Origin of the sequence: Mitsuaria sp. BK041 (assembly GCF_014193085.1) — a bacterium.
Taxonomy (GTDB): Bacteria; Pseudomonadota; Gammaproteobacteria; order Burkholderiales; family Burkholderiaceae_C; genus Roseateles.
Map to the genome: position 1 here is coordinate 1,433,675 of NZ_JACHYT010000001.1, position 22,962 is coordinate 1,456,636.

The window sequence follows — 22,962 nt, forward strand, 5'->3', positions numbered from 1 at the left end:
GCCTGGAACGACCGATGCGCCATCGATCCGCCGTCCTGCTGATGCTGCTGGTGACGCTGCTGTGGAGCAGCGCCGGCGCGGTGTCGCGCCACCTGGACTCGGCGCGCGGCTTCGAGGTGACCTTCTGGCGCAGCGCCTTCAACGCGCTGGCGCTGACGCTGCTGCTGCCGATGCTGCGCGGGCGCGACTACTGGCGCCAGGCGCTGCCGCGGCTGCGGCGCTCGCCGTCGGTGCTGGGCTCGGGCCTGTGCTGGGCGGTGATGTACACCGCCTTCATGCTGGCGCTGACGATGACCGGCGTGGCCAACGTGCTGGTGACGATGGCGCTGGGGCCCTTGCTGACGGCGCTGTTCGCGCGCGTGTTCCTGCATCAGCGCCTGGCGGCGCGGACCTGGGTCGCGATCTGGATCGCGAGCGCCGGCATCGCCTGGATGTTCGCGAGCGAGATGCGCGCCGGCGCCCACGCCTGGCTGGGCATGGGCGTGGCGCTGGCCGTGCCGGTGGCGGCGGCGAGCAACTGGACGCTGCTGCAGGCGCGGGCCGGCGACGGCGCGACGGACCTGCTGCCGGCCGTGTGGCTGGGCGCGATGCTGTCCGCCGCCGCGACGCTGCCGCTGGCCTGGCCCTTCGAGGCCTCCGGCCGCGACCTGCTGCTGCTGGCCGGGCTGGGCGTGTTCCAGCTCGCCGTGCCCTGCCTGATCGTCGTGCGCCTGACGCGGGTGCTGCCGGCGGCGGAGGTGGCGCTGCTGGGCCTGATGGAAGTGCTGCTGGGGGTGCTCTGGGCCTGGCTGATCGCGGGGGAGGCGCCGTCCCCGGCGGCGCTGCTCGGCGGTGTTATGGTGCTGGCCGCGTTGATTGGCAATGAGCTGCTGGGCGCCTGGCGCCGCCCGGCCGCTTCCAAGAGTGGAGAGATGTCGTTGTGATTCCGTCGCTGCAATCCGAAGGACTGGTCCTGGCCGAGGTCAATGGCTGCCTCGGCCTGATCACCTTGAACCGTCCGCAGGCGCTCAACGCGCTGTCGCTGGCCATGATCCGCGACATGACCGTGCTGCTGAGCGCCTGGCGCGACGATCCGCGCATCCAGGCCGTGGCGGTGCTGGGCGCGGGGCGCGAGGGCAAGCCCGCGGCCTTCTGCGCCGGCGGCGACATCCGCTTCTTCCACCAGGCCGCGCTGGCGGGCGACGCCGCGCTGGACGCGTTCTTCACCGAGGAATACGCGCTCAACCACCTGATCCACCAGTTCCCCAAGCCCTACATCGCGCTGATGGACGGCGTGGTGATGGGCGGCGGCATGGGGATCAGCCAGGGCGCCAAGCTGCGGGTGCTGACCGAGCACTCGAAGCTGGCGATGCCCGAGACCAACATCGGCCTGTTCCCGGACGTGGGCGGCGGTTATTTCCTGTCGCGCTGCCCGGGGCACAGCGGCGAATGGCTGGCGCTGACCGGCCAGGTCATCGGCGCGGGCGATGCGATCGAGCTGGGCCTGGGCGACGTGTTCGTGCGCAGCAGCGAGCTGCCGGCGATCATCGCGGCCTTCAAGACCGGCGCGCAGGACAGCGCCGAGCATGTCGTGGCGACGGTGATGGAGCGCGTGGACCTGGCGCCGGTGGCCGAGCACTGGAACGCGCGGGCGCTGATCAACCGCCATTTCTCGGCGGCGTCGGTGCCGGCGCTGTTCGCGTCGCTGGCGGCGGATGCGGATCCCTGGGCGCAGCAGGTGCTGGCGACGCTGGGCAAGCGCTCACCGCTGATGATGGCGGTGACGCTGGAGCAGATCCGGAGGGCGCGCGCGATGAGCCTGGCGGACGACCTGCGCATGGAACGCGACCTGGTGCACCACTGCTTCCACCTGCGGCCCGGCCCGGCCAGCGAGACGGTGGAGGGCGTGCGCGCGCTGGCGGTCGACAAGGACCATGCGCCGAAGTGGAATCCGGCGCGGGTCGAGGACGTGTGCCGTGCCGACGTCGAGGCCTTCTTCCGCAGCCCCTGGCCGGCGGCGGAGCATCCGCTGCGGGCGCTGGACTGAGCGCCCCGGCCGCCGCCGACTGACGCTGCGCTGACGCGCCGGGACGGCCCGTCAGCGCAGGGGGGATGGCCTACTCGTCTGAGTCCCCCCAACGAAACGCTCTTCCGAGGGAATCGACAAACGCGTCTTCGCGCCGAAACTGCTGGCCTTCCCGGGATGAGTCCCGCAAGCAGGAGTTGCAGCGATGACGATGAACGAGCAGTTGGCGCGGGCGCGATCCGTGGTGGCGAATCTGCCGCAGGAAGTCGCCGACACCTTGAACGACGCCGTGCGATCGCGCTGGATCGATCTCGATCTCTGCCGGGACGGTTTTCTCTTCTCGTTCATTGGGCAGGAGGACGAGGGGGCCCTCGCCGAGGGCCCCGAAGTCGCCGGGGACGGCGTTCACGAAGGTGCAATCCATGGGCATCACCACGCATGACCTGCTGGCGCAGGCCAGGGGGACAGCTCTCCGGCGCCGTCACTCGCTGATGGTCTTCGTCACCAAGGCCGGGTCCTTCGTGATGTCAGCCTCGGAGAACGGCATCCGCTGCCACTGTCCCGCGCTGTAGGCGCGCGTGTAGTCGCTGAAGTGCGGGGACGCCGGATCGTCGCTCTGAGAGAAGGTGAGGAAGGTGTAGGCCTCGACGCCCTCACTCGGGAAACGCACCACCTGCATGTAGCTGTTGGCGCTGGTCGCCGTGTTGAGGTCGTAACCGCCCTGGTCGAGCCGGCTGAGCGCGCAGGCCACGGTGAAGTAGCCCTGCGCGCCGCAGCCGCCGAACATCGGGATCTTTTCGGTGCCGCGGGTCGCGAACAGCGTCTCGCCCCGGGTCGCCGTCAGCGCGAAGCCACTGGCCTGCACCCGCAGGATGGCCGCGCCGAAGGCCTGCAGCAGCGTGGACCGCAGCGCGGGATTCAGGTCGCGCGGCGTGCGCAGCGGATCGGCGCTGCTGAAGGGCACCTGGAACAGCGAGGCCTCGGGCACCCGCGACGCGCGGGTCCAGAACTCGTCCCACAGGTGCGCGCCGCGCGAGTCCACCAGCCCCTTGCCATCCCAGGCCTGCAGCGCCGCGCAGGCCTCGGCGGGGTCGACGTTGCGCGCCGGGCTGAAGGTCTCGCCGGTGGCGGAGTCGCCAGTCACCGCGATCGTCGTCGCCGGCGCGCAGAACATCGCCAGCGCCTGGTCCTTGAACAGCTCCGCGGTGAGCGCGCGGCTGTTGATCACCATCGCGCGCACGGTTTCGCTGGTGGCCTTGTTGCCGGCCAGGCCGTCGCTGCCGGCCAGCCGGTCCTGGACCAGCAGGTGCGCCAGCCGCGAGCGGAAGCTGATCGACGCGGTGCCGGCCGGCCCGAGGATGTCCGGATAACCGGTGAGCGGCGCGGCCGCGTTGGCGAGCCAGTAGCTGTCGTTGCTGTTGAGCACGTAGTCGTCACGCAGCAGGCTGGGCATGCGGGAGGTGCCAAGCGCCCCCGGCTGCTTGGAATCGGCATCGGTCTGCCAGTCGCAAATGCTCTGCGATCCGTCGAGCACCGGTGTGCGGGGCAGGGCCGCGCTGAGCGCTGTCGTCAGCGCGGTCGCGCAGCTGCTGAGCTGCGACGGCGCGACGTTGGGCATCGCGCCGATGTCGGCGTACCAGGCCTGAGAGCCGCCCCGGGCCACGGCCACCGTGTTGACCCAGGGGATGGCCGATTCCTCGCGCTGGATGGTCGCCACCTCGTCCAGCGTCCTGGCCTGGCTCCAGCGCAGCCAGACGCGGAACACGCGGAAGTTCTCCGCGTTGATGTCGCGGATCGCGAAGACGGTGTTGCTGTTCCAACCCAGCGCCGCGTTGAGCGCGCCGAGGTTGACGATCGGGCCGTACTGGGACTCGTAGAGCGTGCGCGTGACCGGCGCGACGCTGCCGTCGGCCTGCTTCACCTGCACGGTGATCTCGCGGGCGGTCATCTTCGTCGCGACGCCGTCGCGCAGGTAGCTGGTCGGGTCGCCGGGCACCAGCGTCAGCTGGAACAGGCCGTAGCGCCGCGCCGTCGACACGGTGTGGCTCCAGGCGATGTGGTCGGTGTAGCCGATCTGGATGACGGGCACCGCCAGGAAGGAGGTGCCGGCGACGTCGAGTTCACCCGGAATGGTGAGGTGCGCCTGGTAGAAGCGATCCGGGCCGCGCCAGTACCAGTGGGGATTGCCGAACAGCAGCGGGCTGCCGTCGCCGGTGGCCGCGGTGCCGAAGCCGATCATGTTGCTGCCCACGCCGTCATGGCCGCCGACCTGGAAGGTCGGCAGGCGGTCCATGGCCAGTTGCAGCCGCCCGGAGGGGCGCGCCGCCTTCGTCGCCGTTGCTGTCACCGCAGCCGTCGCCGGACTGGCCGCGGCCGGCGGCGTCGCGTTGGCGATCGGCGCGACGAAGTTGCTGTAGCCCGCCGCGAAGTGCGCCGCGTACAGGCGCCGGAAGACGTCGGTGTCGCTGATCGGCACGACCCAGGCCTCGTTGCGGCAGGCCGCGTGGGCGCCAGACTCGGCGCCGGCCTTGATTTCGCGGACATAGCGGTTGTAGCCGGCGGCGAAACCCGCCACGAGCTGCTTGAGCTTGTCCGGCTGCGCGGCGATGAGCCGCTGCATCACCGCGTCGTTGAGCACGTGCCGGTGATAGAAGTCGGCATCGAGGTTGCGCGGCTGGCCGATGGTGCCCTGGAAAGGGATGGTCGCGTCGGCGCCGAAGTGGCGGGAGCGCTCGCCGCGGAAGGTCAGCATCGAATTGGCGATCGTGCACAGGTCGTCCTGGGCCTGCGCATAACCGTAGCCGTAGCCGGCACCTCCCCAGTCCGGCGCCTTGATGTGCGGCACCCCCATCGTGGTGCGGCGGATTTCCGCGCGGTAGGTGGCGGCGGGCTCGCCGCCGTCGTCGCCGTCGCCGTTGCAGCCGGCCAGCAGCGCGGCCATTCCCAGGGTCAGCGCGAGCAGCGGCCGCCGGCCGCCTCGAACGGAAATTCGCATGTCTTGTCTCCCTTGTGCCTGTCTCGGCCCGGGCGGGTCGGAGCGCCACAAGGATAGGGCGAGGAGCGCCAGTCGAGCCGACCGCACCGCGTTTCCAGGCGTTTCCGCCACTATGATGCGAGGAATTCTCATTTGAGAACTGTTCGCACTGATGACATGAACGTCACCGTCTCACCGACCCCCTCCGCGCGCCGCGTCGGCGCCTCTTCCGCCGGCGGGCTGGCGCGGCTGCGGGCCGTGCTGCCCTTGATCTCGCGCATCGTCGCGGCGGTGGGCGGCGGTTACGCGCTCGCGGCGCTGGCCAGCGTCGCCGTGCTGGCGCTGCCCGTCAGCCGCATCCAGGCCGTCATCGGCGGCATGCTGGGCAGCTTCGCGGTCTACGCGGCCGCGGTCGTGTGGGTCTTCGCGGTGCGCAGCGCCACCCGCGCCTGGATCGGCCTGCTGGTGGCCGCGCTGCCGCTGCTGCCGTTGGCGTGGTCCGTCTGGCATGGCGCCGCGCCGGCCGTCTCGCCATGAGCGCCCCTGACCTTTCCCCTCACGCCACGCCCGACGCCGCCAGCGGTACCGGAGCGCGCGTCCCGCCCGCGCCACGCGGCCTCCGGCAGACGATGTCCGACCTGCACATCTGGACCGGATTGCTGCTCGGCTGGCTCCTGTTCGCGATGTTCCTCACCGGGACCGTCAGCTATTTCAAGGAAGAGCTGTCGCAATGGATGCGGCCCGAGATCGCGCACCAGGCCGACCAGCCGGAAGCGGCCGTCGTGGCGGGACGCATCGCCAAGACGCTGGAGACCGTCGCGCCGGGCACGACCCAGTGGAGCCTGCGCCTGCCCGACGAGCGCCACCCGATCGCGAACGCCTTCTGGCGCGTGCCGCCCAAGGATGGCGCCAAGCGTGCCTTCAAGGACGCCAACTTCGATCCGCAGACCGGCCTCAAGGTCGCGGCCCGCGAGACGCCGGGCGGTGAATTCTTCTACCGCTTCCACTTCCAGTTCCATTACATGCCGGTGGCCTGGGGGCGCTGGCTCGCCGGGCTGGCGGCGATGTTCATGCTGGTGGCCATCGTCAGCGGCGTGATCACCCACAAGAAGATCTTCACCGACTTCTTCACCTTCCGATGGGGGAAGGGCCAGCGGTCCTGGCTGGACGCGCACAACGCGCTGTCGGTGTTCGGGCTGCCCTTTCACCTGATGATCACGTACACCGGGCTGGTGACGCTGATGACGCTCTACATGCCGTGGCCTGAAATGGCCGGCATCGAGTCGCCGGCGATGAAGCGGCAGCTGACCTCGGAGATGAATGCCTTCCTCCAGCCGGCCAAGCCGTCCGGCGAGGCGGCGCCGCTCGCGTCGATCGAGGCGATGGTGCGCGAGGCCGAGCGGCGCTGGGGCCCGGGCAGCGTGGCGCGGGTGACCGCGGCCAATCCGGGCGACGCGGCGGCGCGCGTGGCGATCGCGCGCGGCGAGGGCGGGCGCTTGTCGATGAGCCCCCAGTACCTGCTGTTCGACGGCGTCTCCGGTCGCGTGGTCGAGGAGAAGCAGGGCGTGGGCGCGGCGGCGGAGACGCGGGGCGTGATGTACGGGCTGCACCTGGGGCGCTTCGGCGATGGCGCGACGCGCTGGCTGTATTTCCTCGTCAGCCTGGCCGGCACCGCGATGGTGGGCACTGGCCTGGTGATGTGGACGGTCAAGCGACGCCAGAAGCTGGCCGATCCGGAGCGGCCTCACCTGGGCTTCCGGATCGTGGAGCGGCTCAACATCGCCGCGATCGCCGGCCTGCCGCTGGCGATGGCGGCCATGCTCTGGGCCAACCGCCTGCTGCCGCTGGACCTGTCGCGGCGCGGCGAGTGGGAGATCCACGTCGTCTTCATCGTCTGGGCACTGGCGCTGGCGCATGGGGTGCTGCGGCCGCCCCGGCGCGCCTGGATCGAGCTGTTCGCGCTGGGCGCCGCGGCCCTGGCGCTGCTGCCGGTGCTCAATGCGCTGACGACGGATCGCCCGCTGTGGCGCAGCCTGGCGCAGGGCGACTGGGCCTTCGCCGGCGTCGAGCTCGTGGGACTGGCCTTCGCGGCGCTGCTCGCCGGGCTGGCGAGGCGTGTGGCGCGGCATCGGCTCAAGGGCGCGCGGCCAGGCCGGGCGAGGGCCATCGGAACGCCGGCACGACCAGCGGCCGACACCACCGCGGCGGTGGAGGGCGCGCGATGACGCACTTCGCCAGCCTGCTGATCTGCGTCGGGGCCTTCGCCGCGCTGGCGATGGCGACGGAGCGCGCCCAGCAGGACGTCCTTGAGCGGACGTTGTCGCGAGACGCGACGCGCGCGCTGCGGATCATCGGCTGGGCGCTGCTGCTCGCGAGCCTGGCGGTCGTCGTCGGCGCGCAGGGGTGGGGCCTGGGACTGGTGAGCTACAGCGGCCACACGAGCGTCGCGGCCGGCCTTGTCTTCCTGGGCCTGATCGCGCGTCAGCGGCGCAAGGGCTGAGGGCGACCGGGCGGGCCTTGGGCCGGTGAGGCGTCAGCGAGCCGGTGCCGATGCCGGCGTCGACACCGCCGCCGCAGCGGCGGCGGCCGGCAGCAGCGTGGCGCGGGCCTCGGCCTGGCGCAGGAAGTTGTCGTAGGCGCGGGTGGCGTCGTCGGCGTCGCGGCTGCGCAGCATCATGACCACCGTGCTGTGGCGGGTGAGGGCGGCGAAATATTCCTGCGTCTCCGCGCTCCAGACCAGGCGCACGACCTCGTCACCGAAGCGCTGGCGGCGCAGGGTCTCCACCGCGCTGCCGAAGAAGCGCAGGTCCGGGCCGTCGGAGATCGGCGTCAGCGGCACGGCCGGCAGCAGCGGCTCGGGGAGCGCGGCCTCGGTCATCCGGCCGAGCAGCACCGGGCGCCCGACTTCACCGGCGGCGGCCATGCGCCGGAAACTGTCGAAGCGTCGCCAAGCCTCGGCCTCGTCGGACGACACCAGCGTGCGCCGCAGCTCGCCGTGCTGCAGGACGGCCACGTAGAAGCGCCGAGGCATGGCGTTAGACCAGACCTCGATCGAGACATCGTCGACCTCGACGCGCCGCATCAGCAGCACCGTGCGAGCGGCCAGACGTGCGCGCAGTTCGTCGATGTCCGCAGCCTCGGCGTTCACCGCCGGCGCGGCGGTGGCGACCGTGGAGATGGATGCCGTCGCCGCAGCCGTCGCCGCCAGCGCCGTCGCTGTCGAGGCGGCGCCCGGCTTGGCGATGCCGGTCGACGTCGAGCGTCTGGCGGCCTTCGAGCCCGTCGAGGCCTTCGAAGCCTTCGAGGCTTTCGACGGCTTCGAAGCCTTTGATGTCTTCGGGGCTTTCGGGTCCGTCGACGTCTTCGCGACGCTCGTCGTTTTCGCGACTGGCGCGGCTTTCGAGGTTTTGGGAGTCCGCGTGGACGACGCCGAGTTCCGCTTGGACGACTGGGCGCTGGTGGTCTTCGCGCTGTTCGCCACCTTCGCCGGCACCGCGGTCTCGGTCGCGGCCAGGGCCCGCGGCAGGGGCAGCCACGCCGAGATCAACAGCGCGAGGACGAAGCCGCGGAGACGCCGAAGGCTCCGGAGCGGGCGAGGGGACGGGTACATGAGCGGTCGGCATGGTACGACGGCGGCGTGCTTCCTTGGCAAGGCGGGCGCAGCGCCCGGGCGTGTGGGGATTCGCGCTCCGGGATAATCCGCGCCCATGTCCCCGACGTTCTCCCCTTGGCGCCTGTCCGTCGCTCCCATGCTGGACTGGACGACCGCCGATTGCCGTTTCCTGCATCGGCTGCTGACGCGCCACACGCTGCTCTACACCGAGATGGTGACCACCGGCGCCATCCTGCACGGCGACCAGCCGCGCCACCTCGACTTCAATCCGGAGGAGCATCCGGTCGCGCTGCAGCTGGGTGGCTCCGAGCCGGCCGACCTGGCCGCCTGCGCCCGGCTGGCCGAGCAGTGGGGCTATGACGAGGTCAACCTGAATTGCGGCTGCCCGAGCGAGCGCGTGCAGCGCGGCGCGTTCGGCGCCTGCCTGATGGCCGAGCCGGCGCTGGTCGCCGATGGGGTCAAGGCGATGCGCGATGCCGTCTCCATCCCGGTCACCGTCAAGCACCGCATCGGCATCGACCGGATCGAGAGCTACGACTTCGTGCGGGACTTCGTCGGCCAGGTCGCCGAGGCCGGCTGCGAGGTCTTCATCGTCCATGCGCGCAACGCCTGGCTGCAGGGGCTGTCGCCGAAGGAGAACCGCGACATCCCGCCGCTGCGCTACGAGCTGGTTCATCGGCTCAAGCGCGAGTTCCCGCGGCTGACGATCGCGATCAACGGCGGCTTGAAGTCGGACGACGAGATCGCCGAGCAGCTGAACCATGTCGACGGCGTGATGATCGGCCGCCAGGCGTATCACGAGCCCTGGCAGATGGCGCACTGGGACCAGCGCTTCTTCGGCGAGGCGCAGCCGCGGGTCACGCGCCGCGAGGAGGTCGAGGAGCAGTGGCTGGCCTACCTGGACCGCCAGGTCGCGCTCGGTCGGCCGTGGTCGCAGGCGATGCGCCACGCGCTGGGACTGTGGAACGGCCTGCCCGGCGCGCGCCGCTGGCGCCAGGTGTGGTCCGACCACAAGCTCAAGGCGATGGCGCCGCGCGAGGTGGCCCGCCTCGCCACCGAGGCCCGGCTGCAAGCCGCCGAGATCGCCAGCCAGCATCCGGCGTTCAAGCCGCCCGTCGAGTCCGCTCCTGCCACGGGCTGACCGCGACGCGGATCAGGATCGCGCCATGGCTCCGCAGGTGTTCTTCCATTGCTATCCGACGGTGCTCGGCCACTGCGGCATCGCGTGGACCGAGCGCGGCGTCGTCGGATCGCAGCTGCCGGAGGAGACGCCGTCGCTGACCCGCGATCGCATGTGGGTGCGCTTTCCGGCGGCGCGCGAGGTGGCGGCGTTCGGGGAGTTGCCTGCGGCGGTGCAAGCGGCCTGCGAGGGCGTACGGGCGCTGCTCGCGGGCGAGGCGCGCGACCTGCTCGAGGTCGAGCTCGACGACAGCGCGGTGCCGGCCTTCGATCGCGAGGTGCTGGCGCTGACGCGCCGCATTCCGGTCGGGCAGACGCTGACCTACGGCGAGGTCGCGATGCGGCTGGGCCAGCCCGGCGCGGCGCGCGCCGTCGGCCGCGCGGAGGGGCACAACCCGTTCGCGCCGATCGTGCCCTGCCATCGCGTGATGGGCGCCCCGTCGGCGGGCAAGGCGGCGAACCTCACGGGGTTCTCCGCGGCAGGCGGCGTGGCGACCAAGCTGAAGATCCTGGCGATCGAGGCCCGGGCCACCGGTCAGCAGGCGGGCGAACAGCAGGACCTGTTCTGAGCGGCGTTTCCCTGCGGACCACCGTTCCCGCTTGAGGGAGAGCCCCCTCACCCTAACCCTCTCCCCCTCCGGGGGCGAGGGGATGGCTCGCTGACGAGGGGAAATCTGGTCGAGGGCTGCTCCCTGAGAGTTAACTTGGGAGCGGGCGGCGGACTGCGCGCTGAACACTCCCTCTCCCGCTTGCGGGAGAGGGCAGAGGTGAGGGTCGTCGCAGCGCGCGGTGCCTCAATCCCAGGGCGCCGCTTCGGTGGCCAGGTCCTCATCCTTGGCCGGCGAAGCCGACGCGGGCGCGGGCGCCTTCGCGCCGCCCGGCGCGTGCTCGGCCGCGATCTTGGCCGACTGGCCGATGAAGTCCAGCTCGCCGCCCAGGCCCTCGATCATGTCGGGGATCAGCTGCGCGAGCTCACCGGTCGCCAGCGCCGCGTCCACGTCGAAGGCTTCGTCCTTGGCCGGCTTGTCCCGCCCGTCGAAGACCACGTCCAGGAACTTGATGCCCTTGATCTGCATCGTGTCCGTCAGGGTGAAGGACACGCGCTCCTTCCAGGTCATCGCCAGGCGCGTGGGCATCTTGCCGCTGGTCAGGTGCGCCTTGACCTCGTCGGTGTCCAGGTTGTGGCGGGCGTAGCGCACCGCCGCCTTCATCTCGTCGGCGGCCTTGAGCTCGCAATCGCGGTCGATCACGAAGTCCTTGGGCGGCACGCCGTCCATCAGCCACGCCGCCATGCAGGCGGCCGGCGATTCGGCGCTCTGCAACAGGTGCAGGTTGATCGACGAATCGGCCTTCACCAGCAGCGTGATCAGCTCGTCGGCCTTGCCGATCGAGCCCGCATCCACCATCAGCAGGCCCTGCTTGGGCGAGATCCACACCCGCAGGTGCGATTGCAGCGTGAACGCGCGCGGCAGCAGCTCCAGCGTGGCCTGCTCCTTCATGTCGCGCTGCTGCTTCTTGCCGGGCCGGCGGCCGGTCTCGAGCTCGATCCGCTCGACCATCTCCTCGACCTTCTCCCGCACCACCGAGCCGGGCAGCACCCGCTTCTCCATGCGCAGGCTCAGCAGCCAGTGGCCGTCGATCTCCTCCAGCAGCCGGGCGCCGGGCTCGCCGCGCGGCGGCACCCAGCCGGCAGACAGGGCTTCCGTGGCGCCGCAGGGCGCGAAACGCTCGTTCTCGAGGGCGTCCTCGAGCTTCTCGGCATTGGGCTGCCAGTCGTTGGACAGGCGGTAAACGATCAGGTTCTTGAACATCTGGAAACTGCGTCAGGCGGTGACGGCGCGCGCACGCGCCAGGAATGACAACGGGGCCAAGCGGACGACGCGTGGCCCCGTTCAAACGATGGGCGGATTGTCTCAAATCCGGCGGCCGGTCCGGACGCGGATCAACCCCCTTGCGTGACGACCCGTGCGCGTGCTCCAGGACGACGGGGCGTGCCGGTCAGGCCTGCCCCGCTTCGGCGGCGATCTGGCGCAGCGCCTGTTCGAAGGCCTCCGGCGGCTGGCCGCCCTGGATCAGGTACTTCTCGTTGATCACCACCGCCGGCACCGAGCTGATGCCGCGGCCCAGCCACAGCGACTCCGTCTCGCGCACGTCCTCCGCGAACTCGCCGCTGTCGATGACGCGGGCGGCCTCGGCGGCGTCCAGGCCGATCTCGCGGACCGCCGCCAGCAGCGTCTCGCGGTCACCCGGATTGCGGCCATGGGTGTGGTACGCGGTCAGCAGCGCCAGCTTCAGGTCGCGCTGCGCCTGCGCGGACTGCAGGCCCGCCCAGTGCAGCAGCCGGTGCGCGTCGAAGGTGTTCCAGACGCGGCTGCGCGCGCCCTCGGTGAAGGTGAATCCCACGTCGGCGCCGCGCTGGCGCAGGTGCGCCCGGATCTGCTGGCGTTGCTCGCTGGTCGAGCCGTACTTGCGGGTGAGGTGCTCCTCGATGTCCTCCCCCTCCGGGGCCATCTGGGGGTTGAGCTCGAAGGGCTGGAAGTGCAGGTCGACGGCCACGTCCGGCAGGCGGGCGAGGGCGGTCTCCAGCGACTTCAATCCCACCGCGCACCAGGGGCAGGCGACGTCGGAGACGAAGTCGATGCGCAGCGGGGGGAGGGTGGCGGCGGTGGCGGCGGGGGTATCGTTCATGCCGGCGACTCTAGCCAGAAGCTCAAGTCAACACGCGGTCGCTGGGCTTTGCCAGGTAGAACCACTCGTGGCCGGGCTCGGCGTTGTTGTTGGGGAACACGATGCGGCCGCCGAAGGGCGCCAGCACCGGCGTGCCGTCGGCGCGCGTGCCGATGCGCTCGCCTTCCGCGATCGGGTCGAAGCTGGCCCACTGGCGCTCGAAGCGGTCGTCGACGCTTTCGCGGTCGATGACCTCGTAGAGTTGCAGCAGCTCGACCGGCCGCTTCGGATCGGCCGGATCCACCGCCTCCGGCGCGACCATGCCCAGCAGCGCCAGCGTGCGCAGGATCGCCTTGAAGGCGACCTCCGGCCCCTGGGGATCGGCGTGCTGGCCGCACTCCAGCGTGATGCAGTAGCCGCCGGTGCTGCGCATGTACTCGGTGGTGCCGACGCCGTAATGCGGATCCTGCTGCAGCGCCATGCGGCGCGAGCCGTCGGCGGCCTTCTCGGCGCGGCGCTTCAGGCCGAGCGCATACGTCGAGAGCCAGCCCTCGACGATGCGCGACGTGCCCACCGCCAGCGCCAGCGCGCTCTCGGCGGCCTGGTGGCGGAAGGGCTCGAGCTCGCCGTCGTTGTCGCGCGGGCCGAGCATCGCGAAGGCCGGCCCGGGATTGTTGAAGCTGTGCAGGTCCAGCATCACGTCGCTGGCCGCGATCCAGGGGCACAGGCGATTGGCGATGCGGTCCTCGAAGTCCTGCGGAATCGGGTTCACGCGCAGGTTGCGGTTGAGGTTGCGCTCGCCCTCGCGGCGCTGCAGCCGGTGCGCCAGCGGGTTGACGATGGGGATCATCGTCAGCGTGCCCTTGAGCAGCGTGAGCCGGCCCTCGTCGAGCATCCGCATCACGCGCTCGATCGCGCCGACGCCGGCGACCTCGTTGCCATGCACGGCGGCTGTCACCAGCAGCTTCGGGCCGGGTTTCAGGCCGGCGAACTGGTGGACGCGGAGGTGGGTCGGGGGGGCGGTGCGGGCGTCGCTCATGGGGTGAGGGAGGGAGCTCGAAAGAGGGAAGCATCGAGCATAGGCCCGCCGCGTGGACGCGCGTGCGCGCCGCGCATGCCGAAAGCGCGACCGGCGATGAGTTCAGGTTGGGGCGCGGACGGCGCTCAACCGCCGAGCAGCGCCTTCGCGTCGAGCGGCGTGTCGCAGGACCAGTGCGTGCTGGGCAGGTCGCCGGCGGGCGCGCCGTCGACCCAGCGCGTCAGCCGGTACAGCGTGCCGAAGGCGAAGTCCGGCGGCGCCTCGCCCGCGCCGGCGAGCAGCTCGCCGCCGCGGCGCACGTTGTCGGCCATCCAGGCGGGCAGGCGCAGGTGATACGGATTGCGCGCGATCTCGCCGTGGTGGCAGGCCAGCGCGCGCACCAGCCGGGCGGTGTCGCGCTGGCCGGTCTCGATCAGCGTGGTCGGCGCCGGCTGTGTCGCCCAGAACTCGGTGTGGGCGAAGACGGTGGAGATCCGCGCCTGGGTCAGCGCCTCGGTGACCAGCAGGTGGACGCCGATGTGGGTCGGAATGCCGTCGCCCGCATGCGGCACGAGGATCAGCGCCGGCTGCTCCGCCGCCAGCAACTCGGCGACCAGCCTGACCTGTTCCTGCCACAGCGCCGTGCGCGCGGCCGCCGCTTCGGGCTTGACCTGCTCGAAGCCGTCGGCGGCCAGCAGGCGCAGGTCGAAGCCCAGCACGTCGCAGGCGGCGCCCAGTTCGGCCCAGCGCTCGGCACGGCGTTGCTGCTTGCTGCCCAGGGTCACCGCGATGTTGGTCACCCGCCAGCCGGCTTCCTGGCGCAGGCGCAGCGGCAGCGCGCCGACGATGCATTCGTCGTCCGGATGCGGTGCGAAGACCAGGACGTGCGGGGACGGATGGGCCGAGGCATCGGCAGCGCCGCGGGCGCCCGAAGGCGCCAAAGGACTGACACCGGTACGCAGTGGCTGCCCCAGGAGGGCATACCAGCTGCTGATCCAGGACTCCCAGTCCGCCTGGCTGGCGGTGGCGGCGACGACGGTCGGAAGCGGAGGCGTGAGGGCCGGGGAAGGGGCGTTCGCGTTCATCGGCGGGGATGGGCGGTTCGGAAGCGAGCGCTTCCGGCAAGTTCGATCAGCCCATCTTAGCGGGTGAATCCCTAAATGGTATTACATTGGTAGTAAAACTGGACTAAGACCGGTGGAATCCCTGGGTTCGACTGGTCTGGCGCGCCGGCCAAGTGGCGAGCATCACGCCGCCAAGCGCCAGCGCATAGGCCACCAGCTGGATGGCGTTCATGCGTTCGCCGAGGAAGACCAGCCCCACCAGCGCCGTCGACACCGGCAGGAACACCATGAAGACGCCGGCCTTGGCCGCGCTGACGTGCTGCAGGCCCTTCATCCAGAGCCAGACCGTGATGGTGCTGGCGGCGATCGCGTAGAAGAGCAGCAGGCCCCAGTCCTTCACCGCGACGGCGCCGAAGTCGAAGTCCATCGCCTGCCACAGGCCCAGCGGCGTGACCAGCACCAGGCCCCAGAGGTTGATCAGCGCGCTGATGCGGCGCGGCGGCAGGTCCGCGGTCAGGCGCTTGCCGATGACGACGTAGCTGGCCTCGCAGCACATCGCGCCGACCAGCAGCAGCGCGCCCCAGCCCGAGGTCGGCGCGCCGGCGCCGTCGCCGTGCTTGCTGAGCGCCACCAGCGCGATGCCGCCGACCGCCATCGCGATGCCGGCCAGCGTGCGCGGGGCGATGCGCTCGCGCAGGAAGAGCCAGCTCATCAGCGCGACCGTGGCCGGGATGCCGGCCATGATCACCCCGGCCACGACCGCCGAGCTGTGCTTCATCCCGAACAGCAGGCAGATCGAGAACAGGAAGTTGCCGAAGAAGGATTCGAGGAAGAGCAGCCATCGGGTGCGGCGGGAGAGCGGTGCCTCGGCCGGCCCGCGACGCAGCCACGGCAGCATGAACACCGCGGCCATGCCAAAGCGCAGGAAGGCCAGCAGGAAGACCGGAAAGACCAGCACCAGCAGCTTGGACAGCCCGACGTAGCTGCCGATCACGCTGGTGCTGGCGGCCAGGCTCAGGTAGGAGAGCCAGGGGACGTGATGGCCCGGATGGCCGGGAAGGCCGTGAGGGTCGTGTGGGCCGTGTCGGCCGTGCGGCGCGGGGCTGTCGGGCGGTGTGAGCGCCGCGGCGGGCGCGGCAGGCGTATCGGTCGTGACGCTGGACATGGGGCGGGATGATGCCCGAGGCCGCGGCGGGCGCGCCCGGCCTCGGGGCGGGGTTACTTCAGGCGTCGCAAGGCCACGCGGATCGCGTCGATCATGCGGTCCAGGTGCTCGCGCTCCGCGATCAGCGGGGGCGACAGCGCCAGGATGTCGCCCGTGGTGCGGATCAGCACGCCTTGCTGCCAGCAGTCGAGGAAGGTCTCGAAGGCGCGTCGGGTCGGCTCCCCGGCGCGCGGCGACAGCTCGACGCCGCCCACCAGCCCGAGGTTGCGCACGTCGATCACATGCGGCTCGCCGCGCAGCGCATGCAGCTGCTCGGCGAAGTAGCCCTGGAGCTCCGCGGCCCGCGTCAGCAGGCCGTCCTCGGCATAGGTGTCCAGCGTCGCCAGTCCCGCCGCGCAGGCCAGCGGATGCGCCGAGTAGGTGTAGCCGTGAAAGAACTCGATCAGGTGGTCCGGCCCGGTCATGAAGGCGTCGTGGATGCGCTGCTGCGCCAGCACCGCGCCCATCGGCACGCAGCCGTTGGTCAGGCCCTTGGCGACCGTCATCAGGTCCGGCGTCACGCCGAAGGTCTGCGCCGCGAAGGCCTGGCCGGTGCGGCCGAAGCCGGTGATGACCTCGTCGAAGATCAGCAGGATGCCGTGCCGGTCGCAGATCTCGCGCAGGCGCTGCAGGTAGCCCTGCGGCGGGATCAGCACGCCCGCCGAGCCGGCCACCGGCTCGACGATCACCGCCGCGATCGTCGACGCGTCATGCAGCGCCACCAGGCGCTCCAGGTCGTCGGCCAGTTCCGCGCCATGCGCCGGCAGGCCGACGCTGAAGGCATTGCGGGCGATGTCGTGGGTGTGGCGCAGGTGGTCGACGCCCGCCAGCAGCGTCCCGAACATCTTGCGGTTGGCGACCATGCCGCCCACCGACATGCCGCCGAAGTTGACGCCGTGATAACCGCGCTCGCGGCCGATCAGGCGGGTGCGCTGGCCTTCGCCGCGGGCGCGGTGGTAGGCCAGCGCGATCTTCAGCGCCGTCTCCACCGACTCCGAGCCGGAGTTGGTGAAGAACACCTTGTTCATGCCTTCGGGCGCGATGCCCGCCAGCCGCGAGGCCAGCTCGAAGGCCTTGGGATGGCCCATCTGGAAGGGCGGGGCGAAGTCCAGTTCCGCCGCCTGTTCCTGGATCGCCCGCACGATGCGCGGCCGGTTGTGGCCTGCGTTCACGCACCACAGGCCGGCGACGCCGTCCAGGATCTGGCGCCCCTGGTCGTCGGTGAAGTACATGCCGTCCGCGCGGGTCAGCAGGCGCGGCGACTGCTTGAACTGCCGGTTGGCGGTGAACGGCATCCAGTAGGCGTCGAGGTCGGGACGGGTGGGGGTGGACATGGCGGGGCTCCCGGGGCGGCGCATTCGGCGCGGGTGATCGATCGGGGCAGTCTAGGCAAGCCGGCGCGCAATCGGTGAGCGTTCCGGCGGCGGGTAAACCCGCGACGGCGCAATCCAATGCGGCCGCGAACGCCATTCGTCGAACACAATGCCGCCCATGCTCAAGGAAGTGCAATTGGATGCGATCGACCGCGCGATCCTCGCGGTCTTGCAGCGCGACGCGCGGATCTCCAACCAGGACCTCGCCCAGCAGGTCCACCTGTCGCCGTCGGCCTGCCTGCGGCGCGTGAAGCGGCTGGAGGACAGCGGCGTCATCGACCGCGTCGTCGCGCTGCTGAATCCGAAGGCGATCGGCAAGCCCGGCACCAGCTGGACCATCGTCAACCTGGAGCGCATGACCCCGGCGGCGCTGGCCGAGTTCGAGCAGGCGGTGAAGGATGCGCCGGAGCTGCTCGACTGCTTCTACGTCGCCGGCACCAACGATTACCTGCTGCGCTTCGCCTACAAGGACGCCGAGGACCTGGAACGCCTGCACACCCACGTGCTGATGCAGCTGCCGGGCGTGGCCAAGGCCAACTCGATGCTGGTGCTGCGCACGGTGAAGAAGACCAGCGCCTTTCCGCTGGACTGAGCGCGACGCCGGGCGTTCAGGCAGCGCGCGGCCGCAGCACGCGCAGCATCGGCAGCAGCTGGATCAGCAGCATCGCGCCCAGGATCAGCGCGCAGCCCAGCAGGCCGGCGGCATTGAGCCGGTCGCCCATCATCAGGTAGCCGAAGACGGCGGCGAACAGCGTCTCGGACGACAGGATGATCGCGGCGTCCGCCGCATGGGCATAGCGCTGCGCCACCACCTGCCCGGTGAAGGCGATGCCCACCGACAGCACGCCGGTGTAGAGGATGGGCCCGGCGGCGGCCTGGATGCCGGCCCAGCTCCAGGACTCGAAGGCGAGGGCCCAGGCCAGCGCCACCACGCCGCAGAACAGGAACTGGCCGCCGGCGACGGTGAACGGCGCGTTCATCCGGTCCGCGACCATGCCCACCAGCAGCACGTGTACCGCCCAGGGCAGCGCGGAGGCGATCACCCAGGCGTCGCCCAGGCCGATGTCCAGTTCATGCGCGCCCGACAGCAGGAAGGCGCCGACCAGGCAGGCCAGCGCGCCCGGCCACACCGACCAGTGCGGCAGGTGGCGCAGCAGCAGCCAGCCCAGCAGCGGCACCAGCGGCACGTACAGCGCGGTCAGGAAGCCGGCGTTGGTGACGGTCGTGTACTGGATGCCGATCTGCTGCAGCGCCGCGCCGGTGGTCAGCAGCGCGCCCAGGCCCATGATCTTCAGCGCGTCGCCGCCGCGCAGCACCGTCGCGCCGGGCGCGCGGCGTTCCCGCACGATCAGCGGCAGCACCACCAGCGCGCCGATCAGGAAGCGGATGCCGGTGAACATCATCGGCCCGATGCTCTCCATCCCGTGGGCCTGGGCGACGAAGGCCGAGCCCCAGATCATCGCGATGAGGGTCAGCAGCAGGTTGGCTTGGATGCGGGTCATGGGGCGGAGTGTCGACGATGGCGGAGGACGGGCCGGGGCGCAGCTTCGCGCCAGCCTTCATGAGCGGAGATAGGCCAGTTCTTCGTCGCTGAAGCCGGCGGCGCCGCGGGCCTCGAGGTTGAAGGGCGGGCGCAGCTTCGGGGCCTCGTGGCGCTCGACCAGCTCGGGGTAGAGCGCGACCGGATCCAGGCCGCGCTCGCGGCACAGGTGGCGGTACCAGTGGTTGCCGATGCGCACATGGCCGACCTCGTCGCGCAGGATCACGCCGAGGATCTCCACCGCGCGCGCGTCGCCGGCCTTGGCGAACTTCGCCTGCAGCGGCGGCGTCGCGTCCAGCCCGCGCGCTTCCAGCGTGCGCGGCACCAGCGCCATGCGGGCGAGCACGTCGCCAGCGGTGCGCATCGCCATCGTCCACAGGCCGTCGTGCGCGTCGAAGTCGCCATAGGCGCGGCCCAGGCCGCGCAGGTGCTCGTCGAGCAGCGTGAAGTGCAGCGCCTCCTCGGCCGCGACCCGCAGCCAGTCGAGGTAGTAGGCGCGCGGCATGTCGGGGAAGCGCCAGACGGCGTCCAGCGCCAGGTTGATCGCATTGAACTCGATGTGCGCGATCGCGTGCAGCAGCGCCGCGCGACCCTCCGGCGTGTAGGGCGACCGCGAGGCCACCTGCAGCGCGGCCACCAGCCGGGGCCGGGCCGGACGGCCGGGGGGCTCGGTTTCCGGGACCAGGATGGCGCTGGTGTCGAGCCAGACCTCGGGCGCGAGGGCGGGGCTGGTGCCGCAGTCGGGGCTGGGGGTGATGGGCGCGCCGTCGGCGGCGGGCGAGGCGGACGGTGTGCCTGTCATGGCCGTCGCGGCGGCGTGCAGCTCGCGAGCCGCGGCCGCCTTGGCCTGCGGGTCCGCGATCAGAAGGACCTGCAGCGCGCGGGTTCGAAGTTCCATTCGTAGAATTATCCCTTTTGGAGAAACGCATGGCCGTCTACCGCCTCGGCGAGCACACGCCGGAACTCGGCGCCGGCGTCTGGGTCGCCGAGAGCGCGCAGGTCATCGGCCGCGTCACGCTCGAGGACGAGGTCAGCATCTGGTTCAACGCGGTGCTGCGCGGCGACAGCGACCACCTCACCATCGGCGCCGGCAGCAACATCCAGGACGGCAGCGTGCTGCACGCCGATGCCGGCATGCCGCTCACGCTCGGGCGCAACGTCACGGTGGGCCACCAGGTGATGCTGCATGGGTGCACCGTCGGCGACAACGCGCTGATCGGCATCGGCGCCGTGGTGCTCAACGGCGCGCGCATCGGCGCGAACTGCCTGGTGGGCGCCGGCTCGCTGGTCACCGAGGGCAAGACGTTCCCCGACGGCAGCCTGATCATGGGCTCGCCGGCCAAGGTCGTGCGTGAGCTCACCCCGCAGCAGATCCAGGGCCTGGCCATGAGCGCGGCCCATTACGTGCGCAACGGGCGGCGCTACGCCGAAGAGCTGGTCCGCATTGACGATCCGCGTTCCGCCCCCAGATCACCCGAATTCAAAGGAGTCCCATGACCACGTCGACCAAGCCCGCGCCCAGCGAGCTCCACAAGTTCCTCTTCGAAGGCCTGCCGGTGCGCGGCATGCTGGTCCGCCTGGACGAGAGCTGGAAGGAGCTGCTGGGCCGGCGCAAGGAGCCGCTGACGCCGGCGGTGCGCGACCTGCTGGGCCAGATGACGGCGGCGGGTGTGCTGATGCAGGCCAACATCAAGTTCAATGGCGCGCTGGTCTTCCAGGTGATGGGGGACGGGCCGCTGAAGCTGGCGGTGGTCGAGGTCCAGCCGGACATGAGCTTCCGCTCGACGGCCAAGACGCGCGAGGCCGTGCCGGATGACGCCACGCTGCAGCAGATGCTCAACGTCCACGGCCAGGGGCGCTGCGCGATCACGCTCGATCCCAAGGACCGCCTGCCGGGCCAGCAGCCTTACCAGGGCGTGGTGCCGCTGAGCGGGCCGGACGGCCAGCCGCTGGAAAAGCTCAGCGATGTGCTGCAGCACTACATGCGCCAGTCGGAGCAGCTCGAGAGCACGCTGGTGCTGGCGGCCAACGACCAGCTCGCGGCGGGCCTGCTGATCCAGCGCCTGCCCATCGAAGGCGAGGGCAACCTCGAGGCGGGCGCCAGTTCCGGCGTCGTGCGCGAGGAGATGGAAGAGGCCTACAACCGCATCAGCATGCTGGCCGCCACCTTGACGGCCGAGGAGCTGCTGACGCTGGACAGCGACACCATCCTGCGCCGGCTGTTCTGGGAGGAGACGGTGCGCCGCTTCGACCCGCAGTACCCGCGCTTCGCCTGCACCTGCTCGCGCGAGCGCGTCGGCCGCATGCTGCTGGGACTGGGCCGCCAGGAAGTGGACGAGGTGCTGGCGGAGCTGGGCGGCGTCGAGATCGGCTGCGAGTTCTGCGGCAACCACTACGTCTTCGACGCGGTCGATGTCGGCGAGCTCTTCACCGACCCGCAGAACCAGGCTCCGGGCTCCAGACAGGTCCAGTGAGCGTCAGCGCGGATCCTGGTCCACGCGGATCACGCGATCCAGCGCGGTGGCCTTCACCCGCCCATTGCCCTGCGCCTTGAAGTAGGCCTCCAGGGCCTCGACGTCCATCGGCCCGGTCTGCAGGAAGCGGGCTTCGGTGAAGGTCTTGAAGCTGTCCCCACCGACCTGCAGGAAGTTGTTGATGGCGACGCGGACCTTCTGCTCGGGCGCGATCACGCGGCCGTCCAGCGTCATGCTGCCGGGCACCACGCGCGACCCGACCGGGCGGCGCTTGTCCCAGCGGTAGCTGAAGCCCTGCGAGGTCTGCAGCGGCAGCCACTTGGCGTCGCCGGCCCACCACTGTTCCTCGAGCGCCCGCTGCAACTGGGCGCCCGACATCTCCACGACCACCAGCGCGTTCGAGAACGGCAGCGCCGCGAACAGGTCGCCGAAGGTGACGCTGTCGTCCGGGCGATGGATCAGGCCGGTGCGCACGCCGCCGACGTTCTGGAAGGCGACCTGCGCGCCGCCGTTCTCCGGCGCGCGCGTCGCGGCCAGCATCGCATCGGCCACGAGCTGGCCCATCGTGGTGCCGCCGCCGTCGCCGCGGTCATCGCCTTCCTTGCTCAGCGCCTGCGCCAGGAAACCGACCCGGCGCTCGATCAGCGGCTGCGCCACCTGCTGGTAGCTGCCGATCAGCAGGGTCTGGCGCGGGTCCCTGGCGGTGTCCGGACGCACCACCACGTTGTTGGCGCGGGCCTCGGTCAGGGTGCCGGTGGCGCGGTCCAGCGTCAGGTCGATCTCGGTGACCAGGGTGCCGTACTTGTCGCCACTGGTGACCAGGCGGCCGTCGATGCGGCAGTTGTAGGCGCGGTGCGTGTGGCCCGACACGATCAGCCCGACGCGCTTGTCCAGCTTCTTGACGATGTCCACGATCGGCCCGGAGATCTCGGGGCAGTCGTTGATGCCGCCGCTCGGGTAACCGCCCTCGTGGATCAGCACGACGATCGCATGCACGCCCTGGCGCTCGAGTTCGGGCACCAGGCGGTTGATGGTCTCGGCCTCGTCGTCGAAACGCAGCCCGCGGATGCCGGTGGGGCTCACCAGTTCCGGCGTGCCCTTCAGCGACAGCCCGATGAAGCCCACCGGCACGCCGTCGAAGCGCTTGATCGCGTAGGCGGGCAGCACCGGCTGGCCGGTCTTCTCGTCGATGGTGCTGGCGGCCAGGTACTGGTACTTCGCGCCCTTGAACTCGGTCGGGCCCTTGCAGCCGTCCTTCGGGTGGCAGCCGCCGCGCTGCTTGCGCAGCAGTTCGGTGATGCCCTGGTCGAACTCGTGGTTGCCGACCGAGGAGATGTCCAGCCCCATCAGGCCCAGCGACTCGATCGTCGATTCGTCATGGAACAGCGCCGACAGCAAGGGGCTCGCGCCGACCAGGTCACCGGCGGCCACGAACACGTGATTGGGATTCTTCGCCTTGAGTTGCGCGACCAGCGTCGCCATGCGTTCGGCGCCGCCGGCCTGCAGGGTGACCGTCTTGGCCGGATCCTGCGGGTCCGGCAGCTTGATGCCGCCGGCCGGGGGCAGCAGGTTGCCGTGGAAATCGTTGATCGCCAGCACCTTGACGGCGACCGTCCCGGTGGCGGCCTTGGCCGGCGTCACCGGCGCGTCCAACGTGGGCGGCAGCGGCGCCTGGGGGGCGGTGGAACTCAGCGAGCCGCAGGCGGCGAGCAGCGCCGCGCTCAGCAGCATCGACAGCGCGCCCAGCGGGCGGCGCACGGAAGGACGGGTCATCGGGAAGGCTCCTGGGGCGCCGGATCAGAGGATCGCAAATGTTTGCGGTCCGGAACGCGGCGGATTGTGCCTCGCCGG

General features: G+C 70.9%; 23 protein-coding genes. 12 read left to right on the plus strand and 11 right to left on the minus strand.

The annotated features are described in order from the left end of the window. The first annotated feature begins 14 nt into the window (after positions 1–14). From FHT38_RS06285 to FHT38_RS06295, 3 genes are all read left to right on the plus strand, one after another. Complete coding sequence (locus FHT38_RS06285; RefSeq protein WP_183490722.1) at positions 15–923, plus strand: DMT family transporter; 909 nt, start codon at positions 15–17, stop codon at positions 921–923. After that, the gene (locus tag FHT38_RS06290) at positions 920–2,026 is read left to right on the plus strand and encodes an enoyl-CoA hydratase/isomerase family protein (protein WP_183490724.1); all 1,107 of its coding nucleotides are present in this window, start codon (positions 920–922) and stop codon (positions 2,024–2,026) included. The genes FHT38_RS06285 and FHT38_RS06290 overlap by 4 nt, the downstream gene beginning before the upstream one ends. A gap of 184 nt (positions 2,027–2,210) precedes the next feature. Next, on the plus strand, positions 2,211–2,447 hold the full coding sequence (locus tag FHT38_RS06295) for a hypothetical protein (protein WP_183490726.1): 237 nt from the start codon (positions 2,211–2,213) through the stop codon (positions 2,445–2,447). Between the two features lie 39 nt (positions 2,448–2,486). Here FHT38_RS06295 and FHT38_RS06300 read toward each other — a convergent pair whose 3' ends face one another. Beyond that, positions 2,487–5,000: a penicillin acylase family protein gene (locus FHT38_RS06300; protein WP_183490728.1), complete on the minus strand. Its 2,514-nt coding sequence runs from the start codon at positions 4,998–5,000 to the stop codon at positions 2,487–2,489. A gap of 156 nt (positions 5,001–5,156) precedes the next feature. Here FHT38_RS06300 and FHT38_RS06305 point away from each other — a divergent pair, with 156 nt between their 5' ends. The 3 genes from FHT38_RS06305 (at position 5,157) to FHT38_RS06315 (ending at position 7,479) form a co-directional block, all read left to right on the plus strand. Next, positions 5,157–5,516, plus strand: a complete 360-nt coding sequence (locus FHT38_RS06305) for a DUF3649 domain-containing protein (protein ID WP_091723602.1) — start codon at positions 5,157–5,159, stop codon at positions 5,514–5,516. Positions 5,517–5,608: 92 nt separating this feature from the next. Beyond that, on the plus strand, positions 5,609–7,204 hold the full coding sequence (locus FHT38_RS06310) for a PepSY domain-containing protein (RefSeq protein ID WP_255488615.1): 1,596 nt from the start codon (positions 5,609–5,611) through the stop codon (positions 7,202–7,204). Next, entirely contained in the window at positions 7,201–7,479 is a 279-nt protein-coding gene (locus FHT38_RS06315) for a DUF3325 domain-containing protein (RefSeq protein WP_091723607.1), read from the plus strand. Before FHT38_RS06310 ends, FHT38_RS06315 begins: the two co-directional genes overlap by 4 nt. 33 nt (positions 7,480–7,512) lie before the next feature. Here the strand turns inward: FHT38_RS06315 and FHT38_RS06320 are convergent, their stop codons facing one another. Next, positions 7,513–8,127: a hypothetical protein gene (locus tag FHT38_RS06320; protein ID WP_183490732.1), complete on the minus strand. Its 615-nt coding sequence runs from the start codon at positions 8,125–8,127 to the stop codon at positions 7,513–7,515. Between FHT38_RS06320 and FHT38_RS06325 the strand changes: the two genes are divergently transcribed. The 3 genes from FHT38_RS06325 to FHT38_RS06335 are packed head-to-tail and all read left to right on the plus strand — an operon-like array spanning position 8,105 to position 10,340. Beyond that, positions 8,105–8,677, plus strand: coding sequence for a hypothetical protein (locus FHT38_RS06325; protein ID WP_183490734.1), 573 nt, complete (start codon positions 8,105–8,107; stop codon positions 8,675–8,677). The two genes, FHT38_RS06320 and FHT38_RS06325, sit on opposite strands and share 23 nt — an antisense overlap. A 9-nt stretch (positions 8,678–8,686) precedes the next feature. Continuing rightward, positions 8,687–9,733: a tRNA dihydrouridine(20/20a) synthase DusA gene (gene dusA / locus FHT38_RS06330; protein ID WP_091723615.1), complete on the plus strand. Its 1,047-nt coding sequence runs from the start codon at positions 8,687–8,689 to the stop codon at positions 9,731–9,733. A 25-nt stretch (positions 9,734–9,758) separates the two neighbouring features. Continuing rightward, the gene (locus FHT38_RS06335) at positions 9,759–10,340 is read left to right on the plus strand and encodes a methylated-DNA--[protein]-cysteine S-methyltransferase (protein WP_091723618.1); all 582 of its coding nucleotides are present in this window, start codon (positions 9,759–9,761) and stop codon (positions 10,338–10,340) included. 225 nt (positions 10,341–10,565) lie between these two features. On the opposite strand, the gene FHT38_RS06340 is transcribed toward FHT38_RS06335, so the two are convergent. The 6 genes from FHT38_RS06340 to FHT38_RS06365 form a co-directional block, all read right to left on the minus strand. Further along, positions 10,566–11,582 (minus strand): recombination-associated protein RdgC, encoded by a 1,017-nt coding sequence (locus FHT38_RS06340; RefSeq protein ID WP_183490736.1) that lies wholly within the window; start codon positions 11,580–11,582, stop codon positions 10,566–10,568. A gap of 187 nt (positions 11,583–11,769) precedes the next feature. After that, a complete protein-coding gene (locus FHT38_RS06345) occupies positions 11,770–12,459 on the minus strand; it encodes a DsbA family oxidoreductase (protein WP_183490738.1) in 690 nt (229 codons plus the stop codon). A 22-nt stretch (positions 12,460–12,481) separates the two neighbouring features. Next, positions 12,482–13,477: a succinylglutamate desuccinylase/aspartoacylase family protein gene (locus FHT38_RS06350; protein WP_183490740.1), complete on the minus strand. Its 996-nt coding sequence runs from the start codon at positions 13,475–13,477 to the stop codon at positions 12,482–12,484. Positions 13,478–13,602: 125 nt separating this feature from the next. Next, a complete protein-coding gene (locus FHT38_RS06355) occupies positions 13,603–14,541 on the minus strand; it encodes a PIG-L deacetylase family protein (RefSeq protein ID WP_183490742.1) in 939 nt (312 codons plus the stop codon). A 103-nt stretch (positions 14,542–14,644) separates the two neighbouring features. Continuing rightward, positions 14,645–15,685 (minus strand): DMT family transporter, encoded by a 1,041-nt coding sequence (locus FHT38_RS06360; RefSeq protein WP_141225246.1) that lies wholly within the window; start codon positions 15,683–15,685, stop codon positions 14,645–14,647. A gap of 53 nt (positions 15,686–15,738) precedes the next feature. After that, positions 15,739–17,058, minus strand: coding sequence for an aspartate aminotransferase family protein (locus FHT38_RS06365; protein ID WP_183490744.1), 1,320 nt, complete (start codon positions 17,056–17,058; stop codon positions 15,739–15,741). A gap of 157 nt (positions 17,059–17,215) precedes the next feature. On the opposite strand from FHT38_RS06365, the gene FHT38_RS06370 reads away from it, so the two are divergent. Continuing rightward, positions 17,216–17,689: an Lrp/AsnC family transcriptional regulator gene (locus FHT38_RS06370; RefSeq protein ID WP_147240108.1), complete on the plus strand. Its 474-nt coding sequence runs from the start codon at positions 17,216–17,218 to the stop codon at positions 17,687–17,689. Positions 17,690–17,705: 16 nt separating this feature from the next. Here FHT38_RS06370 and FHT38_RS06375 read toward each other — a convergent pair whose 3' ends face one another. Further along, positions 17,706–18,599: a DMT family transporter gene (locus tag FHT38_RS06375; protein WP_147240107.1), complete on the minus strand. Its 894-nt coding sequence runs from the start codon at positions 18,597–18,599 to the stop codon at positions 17,706–17,708. A 57-nt stretch (positions 18,600–18,656) separates the two neighbouring features. After that, a complete protein-coding gene (locus tag FHT38_RS06380) occupies positions 18,657–19,535 on the minus strand; it encodes a ferritin-like domain-containing protein (protein ID WP_091723642.1) in 879 nt (292 codons plus the stop codon). A gap of 29 nt (positions 19,536–19,564) precedes the next feature. Between FHT38_RS06380 and FHT38_RS06385 the strand changes: the two genes are divergently transcribed. Then, positions 19,565–20,134, plus strand: a complete 570-nt coding sequence (locus FHT38_RS06385) for a gamma carbonic anhydrase family protein (RefSeq protein ID WP_147240105.1) — start codon at positions 19,565–19,567, stop codon at positions 20,132–20,134. Further along, a complete protein-coding gene (locus FHT38_RS06390) occupies positions 20,131–21,111 on the plus strand; it encodes an Hsp33 family molecular chaperone HslO (RefSeq protein ID WP_091723647.1) in 981 nt (326 codons plus the stop codon). Before FHT38_RS06385 ends, FHT38_RS06390 begins: the two co-directional genes overlap by 4 nt. A 3-nt stretch (positions 21,112–21,114) precedes the next feature. Here the strand turns inward: FHT38_RS06390 and FHT38_RS06395 are convergent, their stop codons facing one another. Next, the gene (locus FHT38_RS06395) at positions 21,115–22,884 is read right to left on the minus strand and encodes a bifunctional UDP-sugar hydrolase/5'-nucleotidase (RefSeq protein ID WP_183490746.1); all 1,770 of its coding nucleotides are present in this window, start codon (positions 22,882–22,884) and stop codon (positions 21,115–21,117) included. Positions 22,885–22,962 lie beyond the last annotated feature (78 nt).